The following is a 7,934-nucleotide window of genomic DNA, read 5'->3' as shown; positions in this document are numbered from 1 at the left end:
CTATACTTATGCCCTTTTTTAGTATATAATTTAGTCAAATCTTATTTAAAAACATATCAAAAGTATTTTTCTGTTTTCATATCTTTTTTTACACTACCTGGAAATTTGTTTATAGTAAATTAAGCTTTTATAGTATAATTATAGCATAATATATTTAAAAAGGTGATGTTAGTTTGAAAGAAATTATAGTTGGAAATAATGAAAATGAACAAAGACTAGATAGATTTTTAAAAAAATATTTTTCTGAAGCTTCACTTAGCTTTATTTATAAAATGATAAGGAAAAAAAACATAAAAGTTAACAACAAAAAAGCAAGTCCAGAGCTAGTAATTTATACTGGAGATAAGATCCAAATATATCTTTCAGATGATTTAATAAATAAATTAACAAAAGATGAAGAAAAAGCATTAAAATCTTTCAAAATTGATATTTGTTACGAGGATGAAAATATTTTGTTAATAAATAAACCTGCGGGTAAATTATCGCATAGTTCATCTGAAAAATATGAAGAAAATGTTGTTGATGATATTCTATCCTATTTAATTTATAAGAAAGAATATGTTCCTAGGATTGAAAAAACTTTCACTCCTAGTATTTGCAACAGACTTGATAGAAATACAACCGGGTTAATTATAAGTGCAAAAAACTACAAAACTTTAAAATCTATCAATTTTGCAATAAAAGAGAAAAAAATAACCAAATACTATAAAACGATTGTTTCTGGGAGGGTAAAGAACGATTTTGTAAAATCTAGCTACTTGTTTAAAAATGAAGAAAAAAACAAATCAAAAATCTATGATGATTATATTGAAGGTTCAAAAAAAATAGAAACTATCTTTAAAGTTTTAAAAACTAGCGATGATTTTTCTATTTTAGAAGTTAATTTAATTACTGGAAGATCACATCAAATAAGAGCTCAGCTCTCTGATTTAGGATACCCTATAATCGGGGATAGAAAATATGGGAATAAATCTATTAATCAATATTTTGAAAAAAGATATGGATTAAATTACCAATTGCTTCATGCTTATAAATTGAAATTTGATGGTTTGGATGGTGATTTATCGTACTTGAATGGTAGGTGTTTTACTGCACCTGATCCGGATATTTTTAACAGGATAACTAAAGACTTATTTATTGGAGATGAATAAATATATGAAGGTACATGTTTTAGGATATGGATTATTAGAAGCTAATGATGATGATACTTTATATGACATAAGTAAGAAAGTTTATAAAGAAGAATACAAAAAATATTTAGGAGCGAGGATAAATAACGAAGTTTATCCATTATTTAAATCAGCTAAACAAGATGATACTATCGAATTTTTAGATCTTCGCGATGTAGATGGGTACAGAATTTATACAAAGACAATATCTGCATGTTTTATATTAGCGTGTAAACATCTTTTCCCAGATAACGATGCTATTATACATCATTTTCTAGGCCCAGGATTATATTTTGAATTTAGTAATGGGAAAAAGATATCTTTTAAAGATATGCAAATGATAGAAGAAAAAATGAAAGAAATAATTTCTATGGATTTAAAAATCGAACGAAAAGAATATGACAGAAATGAAGCAATCAAGATATTTGAAGAAACTAATCAAGTAGACAAAGTTATGTTGTTTCGTTCTATAAATAAGGCTAAAATAAAATTATATAATATTGGCGAATTTATTGATTTTTTTCATGGATATTTAGCACCTTCAACTGGGTATATCAGTGAATTCAGATTAAAATATTACTATCCTGGAGTTCTAATTCTATTTCCTAATAGAAGGAACAGATTCGATATTAGTCTATTTGAAGACCAAAAAAAATTAGCTAAGATATTTGAAGAATCAAATGATTGGCTTGAAATATTAAGTTTATCAAATTTGGGAGCCTTAAATTCAGAGATTTTAAAAGGAAATATTCAGGAGATCATACAAATTTCTGAAGCCTTACATGAAAAGAGAATAGCACAAATTGCTGACTCTATTTGCAACGATAAAGATATTACAATTATTCTTATTTCAGGACCATCGTCATCTGGGAAAACAACTTTTTCCAAAAGACTATCAACTCAATTAAGAGTTAATGGTAAAAGACCAGTAGCTATATCTATGGATGATTATTTTTTAGACAGAGATAAAACCCCAATTGGCAGTGATGGTAAACCAGATTTCGAATCAATAAGAGCTTTGAATTTAGAGAGGCTTAATGAGGACTTAATATGTCTATTGGAAGGAGAAACTATTGAGCTACCTTTATTCAACTTTATAACAGGCAAGAGCGAGAAGAGTGGCAATTATATAAAAGTTGATAGAGAGCACCCAATCATAATTGAAGGCATACATGCTTTAAATCCAAGAATTGCAAATGAAATACCAGAAAAGAACAAATTTAAGATATATATTTCGGCTTTAACTCAGCTAAATATAGACAACCATAATAGAATATCAACTACTGATACGAGATTAATTAGGAGAATGGTACGTGATATTAAGTTCAGAGGCAATGATCCACTCAGAACATTTGATTTATGGAAAGGAGTAAGACACGGAGAAGAGAAATTTATATTTCCTTTTCAAGAGAATGCGGACATCATGTTTAATTCTGCACTAGTATATGAACTAGCTTTATTAAAAAATTATGTGCTGCCATTATTATATAAAATCGATAGTTCAAGTGTTTATTATAGTGAAGTAAAAAAGTTAATTAAATTTCTAGATTATTTTGTTCCAATTACTGACACAAAGATGATTCCACCTAATTCTTTATTACGGGAATTTATAGGGTTTGAATAATTAAATGGGGAATAGGATATGGGAAAAACAATTAAATTTATCGCAATAAATTTTATAATATTATTGCTTACTTCTTGCACAATTTCAATAGATAAGCCCATGGAAAGAGAAGATATTTTTTCTGAAAATGAAAGTCAGGATGATGAAATTGTTGATTTAAATGATAAGATAGATTCTCAAATTTCAAAAATGACTATTGATGAAAAAATAAGCCAATTACTTATTATAGGGCTTGATGGATTAGACCTTAATCAAAATGAAAGAGATTTATTGAAAGAATACAGTTTTGCAGGGATTATTTTCTTTAATAGAAACATTGAATCAAAAGAACAATTCATAAATCTTATAAATGATATCAAGTCTATAAATGCAGATAAAATTCCTCTTTTCCTAAGTATTGATGAAGAGGGAGGCAGGGTAGAGAGACTAAATGTTTTTTACGAAAGTATACCTTCTATGAGGGCCATTGGGGAATATAATGATATTAAATTATCGTATGAAGTTGGAAGAGTATTAGGAGATAAATTAAAAACTTTTGGTCTTAATATGAATTTTGCTCCTGTTTTAGACATTAATTCAAATCCCAAAAATCTAGTTATTGGAGACAGATCATTTGGAAACAATCCTGAAGTTGTAAGTATTTTAGGACAAGAGGTTTATAAAGGGATTACTGAACAAGGAGTGATTTCTGTAGGAAAGCATTTCCCGGGCCATGGCGATACTATAAAGGACTCTCATTATGAGTTGCCAGTTATAAATAAGAGTTTATATGAACTAGAAGAAATGGAACTAAAGCCATTTATTTATAACATTAACAGTGGGTTAGATGCAATTATGGTTGGTCATTTACTCTTGCCTGAGTTAAGTGATAAACCGAGTTCTTTATCGAGAGAAATAATAAGTGATTTGCTTAGAGTTAAATTAAATTTTGAAGGAATAATATTATCGGATGACATGACAATGGGAGCTATTACTGAAGAATATAATTTAGAAGATGCGATTTTACAATTTTTTATTGCAGGAGGTGATATTGCACTTATCTGCCATGACAATAGTGAAATAAAAGATATTATAGAATATATAAAATTAGCTACTGATCAAGAAAAGATAACCGAGAAGGAAATTGATATAAAATTGCATAGAATTATATATATTAAAGAAAAGTATAATCTTAATAACCATGAAATATCAAGATATTTAATTGATGAAAGAATTAATGAAATAAATGAGAAAATAGAAGAGATTATTCAGGAGGTAAAATGATGGAATATGTAATTGGAATAGACTTAGGAGGTACCAAAATAAATGCAGGGATTGTTGATGAATACGGAAACATTATAAAAAAAGAAAGCACATCAACCAGTAAAACTGGAAATAGAATTGAAATACTGGATAAAATAGCTATGCTTATAAATAAACTGACAAGTGAATATGAGATAAAGGGCATAGGGATTGGTTCACCTGGATTTATCGATAGTGATAAAGGGGAAGTTTTAACTATATCTGGGAATGTAATTGGATGGTCAGGTACAAAAATAAAAAACGAACTTGGAAAAAGATTTGATTATCCTATACAAGTTGAGAATGATGCTAATGCTGCAGCAATTTGTGAGGGATGGGTAGGAGCAGGAAAAGATTTTGATAGTTTTGTAATGATAACTTTAGGCACTGGTCTAGGTGGAGGAATTATTGTTAATAACAATCTTCTAAGAGGTTCACACTATCAAGGAGCAGAGCTAGGACATGCAATATTATATCCAAACGGGGTTAGATGCAACTGTGGGCAATATGGTTGTGTTGAAAGATATATTTCAGGGACGGCTGTTGAATATTTTTATGAAAAAAAAACAGGGATAAAACTAACCGGTGAAGAGATATTTGCTAATTATTATAATGATGAAATTGCAAAAGGTGTAATAGATAAATTTGCTAACGATTTAGGATGGTTTCTTATAAGTCTAAAGAATATACTAGATCCAGAAGCAATAGTCATAGGAGGAGGAGTCATACTTTCAAAGGATGTCTGGTGGGATAACATGATTAACCATTATCTAAAAAATGTGAATGATGATCCATCAATAAGAATACTCCCTGCTAAATATTTAAATGATTCAGGAATAATTGGAGCAGCAAAATCAATATTAGACAAGATTAATAGTTAACTATTAATCTTGTCTAATATCATTTAAATTACTCATTAACAAAATGCTTATTATCATAAATATTAAGCTGAGAATAATAATTAATTTAATTCCACCTGCTTCATATATTTTAGGACCAATCAAAGAATAAAAAGTTATAGTTAATGCATTTACAGTATAAATTAAGCTTACAAATGTTCCGCGCATATCTTTTTCAATTTCAGTTATATATGTTTGATATGCACTGAATCCTCCATCTAATCCAATAGCAAAGAGAAAAGATGATATCATCAATAAATAAATATTTTGAGTAAAACCTATAGGGATTAAGGCGATTAATAAAACAAAAAAGAAAACTTTTGAATACTTTAAGTTACCAATTTTAGCTGAAAAAATAGCAGATGTTACAACGCCAATTATTGTACCAACAGCTATAAATGAATAAAATCTACCAACTTCTGATTGTAAGAAATTGAAATTGGTTGTTAAATGAAGCCCGAGATAGTTATATAAAAGTGTTGGAATGCTTATTATCAGGAATAGTGAAAAAAGTATAATTTTGCTATTTTTTGTAGTTGCAACTTTAATTATATTTTTGGTATTTAAAATCGATAAATTATTTTTTGAAGATTCAGGTAAAAAAAGCAATATAAAAATTGGGATGAAGGCAGTTATTGCTAAAGGAAGATAGATATATTTTAGATTGCCAAATTTATCAACAATATAGCTAGCATAAATTGGACTTAAAAGGATTGCTAGTGAAAAGGAAAATCTCATAACTCCATTAGCTTTTGCTCTATTAGAGTAATCAATAAAATCTGACAAATAGGAAAGCATAGTACTCATTAGTGTAAAGTATGACAAACCTATAAGAATTCTACTAACACTAAAATAAATTGCTTCCAACGAATATGCACATCCAAAACAGCCTAATATAAAAGATAACAATCCAATGATCATAAATTTCTTTTTTCCATATATATCAGATAAATATCCAATGAATGGGACAAAAATACCAGATATAGAATATCCTAAATTTAGAAGAATTACTTGAGAACCTTTAATTCCAAAATAATTTGATAAAAATGGTGCTAATGGACCAATAAAGTTCATTTCTAATGCAATGACAAATTGAATTATGAAAATGCTCAAAAATACAAAAATTATTACCATCGTTCACCTCTAGATTTTAGTTTAATTTAAGACATTAATATTATATAATATTAGTGTTTCTAAATAAATACATATTAAAAATTATTCCATCAACTATTGTGTTAGATGCTTCAAAATATTAGTTAATAAAAGTATTAATAATATGATTAGTCAATTGCTATTCAATAATGCTAAAGTTGTTACACTTTTGTAACAAAATATCGACCGTTTATGTGTATAATACACCTAACGGAGGGGTTTTTATGAAAAAATCATTAAGAGCTGTTTTTATTTTTACAATTTTAATAACTTTTGTACTCATTAGCACTATGTTTATTTACAATAAGAACAAAGTCGTTGCTCAAGCTATTGATGTTCAATCAATAATAGTGCTTTATTTTGATGAAAATCCAATCAACAAAGAAATTAATGACAAAAAGATTGTGAAAAGCCAAATATTAGCTAGTAAAGCTCAAAAAATTGCGATAAATGAATATAATGTAAAATTACAGGAATCAAAATTGGATGAAGCAGCAAAATCAAATGAATCAAAAATAGACAATAAAAATGATAAAGTTGCATATTTAACTTTTGACGATGGGCCGTCTAGTGTAAATACAATGAAAATATTGGAAATTTTAGATGAGTATGATGTTAAGGCTACTTTTTTTGTTTTAGGCAGTATGTCTGAAAAAAATCCAGAAGTTTTACTAACTATTCATGATAAAGGACATAGTATTGGAAATCATGGCTATTCACACAATTATAAAAAGATATATGCTAATTCAGATAGTTTTTTTAAAGATATAGATAGAGGAGAAAATGTGTTAAAAGACATATTAGGAGAAGAATTTAACACAAAGTTACTAAGATTTCCGGGTGGGTCTTTTGGCAAGAAAAAATCACCAATGAAGGAATTATCAAAACAAAAGGGGTATAATGTTGTTGATTGGAATGTAGTAATTGGAGATGCTGAGAAAGAGAATCCATTAAAAGAATACCTGATTAATAGATTTATGGAGACTCATAAAAATAAAAGAAATATTATAATTTTAATGCACGATACAGATGCTAAAAACTCAACAGTTGAAGTATTGCCTCAAATAATTGATATTTTATTATTTGAGGGATATACAATAAAAACGTTGGATGAGGAATGAAGGAGGCTTTTAAAGTGATCAATATAATGATTGTTGAAGATGAAGAGCCAATTAGAAAGTTTATAAAAATTAATTTGATTCGAGAAGGTTATAATGTAATAGAAACATCATCGGGAGAAGAAGCATTGGTTGCTATAGCAAACAATCATGTTGATATAGCTATTCTAGACATAATGCTGCCAGGAATTGATGGGTTTGAAGTACTAAAAAGCCTTAGAAAAATGTATCCCAAAATGGGTATTATTTTACTTACAGCCAAAAGTCAAGATACAGACAAAATAATGGGATTAGAATATGGATCAGACGATTACATGACAAAGCCTTTTAATCCAATGGAACTAAATTTGAGAATTAAATCATTAGTAAGAAGGCTAGACTTCGATAAAGATAATCAAAATATTGTAGAATTTGGTCCATTTAAACTGGATATGGTTTCAAGAGAGTTTTACAAAGATAATAAAAAAATAGAGCTAACCAGAACTGAGTTTGCCATAATTGCACTCTTTATTACAAATCCAGGCAAAGCATTTGACAGAGATAAAATACTAGATATTATTTGGGGAGTGGATTTTTCTGGAGATGGTAAAGTAGTAGATGTGAATATCAGAAGATTAAGATCTAAAATAGAAGAAGATCCTAGCAAGCCAAAATATATAGAGACTATATGGGGAGTAGGATATAGGTGGAG

The 7,934-nt window shown here is 28.2% G+C and carries 7 protein-coding genes; 6 read left to right on the top strand and 1 reads right to left on the bottom strand.

Annotated elements, in window-relative coordinates:
- Positions 1 to 173: 173 nt before the first annotated feature.
- Genes ACTB1H_RS08585 through ACTB1H_RS08570 form a run of 4 tightly spaced genes read left to right on the top strand, consistent with a single transcriptional unit; the run spans position 174 to position 4,955 of the window.
- Positions 174 to 1,151: an RluA family pseudouridine synthase gene (locus ACTB1H_RS08585; protein WP_463262430.1), complete on the top strand. Its 978-nt coding sequence runs from the start codon at positions 174 to 176 to the stop codon at positions 1,149 to 1,151.
- A 4-nt stretch (positions 1,152 to 1,155) separates the two neighbouring features.
- Complete coding sequence (locus ACTB1H_RS08580; protein WP_463262429.1) at positions 1,156 to 2,793, top strand: nucleoside kinase; 1,638 nt, start codon at positions 1,156 to 1,158, stop codon at positions 2,791 to 2,793.
- 18 nt (positions 2,794 to 2,811) lie between these two features.
- Entirely contained in the window at positions 2,812 to 4,056 is a 1,245-nt protein-coding gene (gene nagZ, locus ACTB1H_RS08575; protein WP_463262428.1) for a beta-N-acetylhexosaminidase, read from the top strand.
- Positions 4,056 to 4,955 carry an ROK family protein gene (locus ACTB1H_RS08570; protein WP_463262427.1) on the top strand — a complete coding sequence of 300 codons (900 nt, stop codon included), beginning with the start codon at positions 4,056 to 4,058 and terminating at the stop codon, positions 4,953 to 4,955. The genes nagZ and ACTB1H_RS08570 overlap by 1 nt, the downstream gene beginning before the upstream one ends.
- Positions 4,956 to 4,958: 3 nt before the next feature.
- Here ACTB1H_RS08570 and ACTB1H_RS08565 read toward each other — a convergent pair whose 3' ends face one another.
- On the bottom strand, positions 4,959 to 6,107 hold the full coding sequence (locus ACTB1H_RS08565; protein ID WP_463262426.1) for an MFS transporter: 1,149 nt from the start codon (positions 6,105 to 6,107) through the stop codon (positions 4,959 to 4,961).
- Between the two features lie 242 nt (positions 6,108 to 6,349).
- Between ACTB1H_RS08565 and ACTB1H_RS08560 the strand changes: the two genes are divergently transcribed.
- Both ACTB1H_RS08560 and ACTB1H_RS08555 read left to right on the top strand, forming a co-directional pair.
- On the top strand, positions 6,350 to 7,246 hold the full coding sequence (locus ACTB1H_RS08560) for a polysaccharide deacetylase family protein (RefSeq protein ID WP_463262425.1): 897 nt from the start codon (positions 6,350 to 6,352) through the stop codon (positions 7,244 to 7,246).
- A 26-nt stretch (positions 7,247 to 7,272) separates the two neighbouring features.
- Positions 7,273 to 7,934, top strand: a 662-nt coding sequence (locus ACTB1H_RS08555) for a response regulator transcription factor (RefSeq protein ID WP_463262431.1), incomplete at its 3' end; no start/stop codon positions are given.

Source organism: Soehngenia sp. (assembly GCF_055108775.1).
This window is presented reverse-complemented; position numbering and strand designations above follow the sequence as displayed.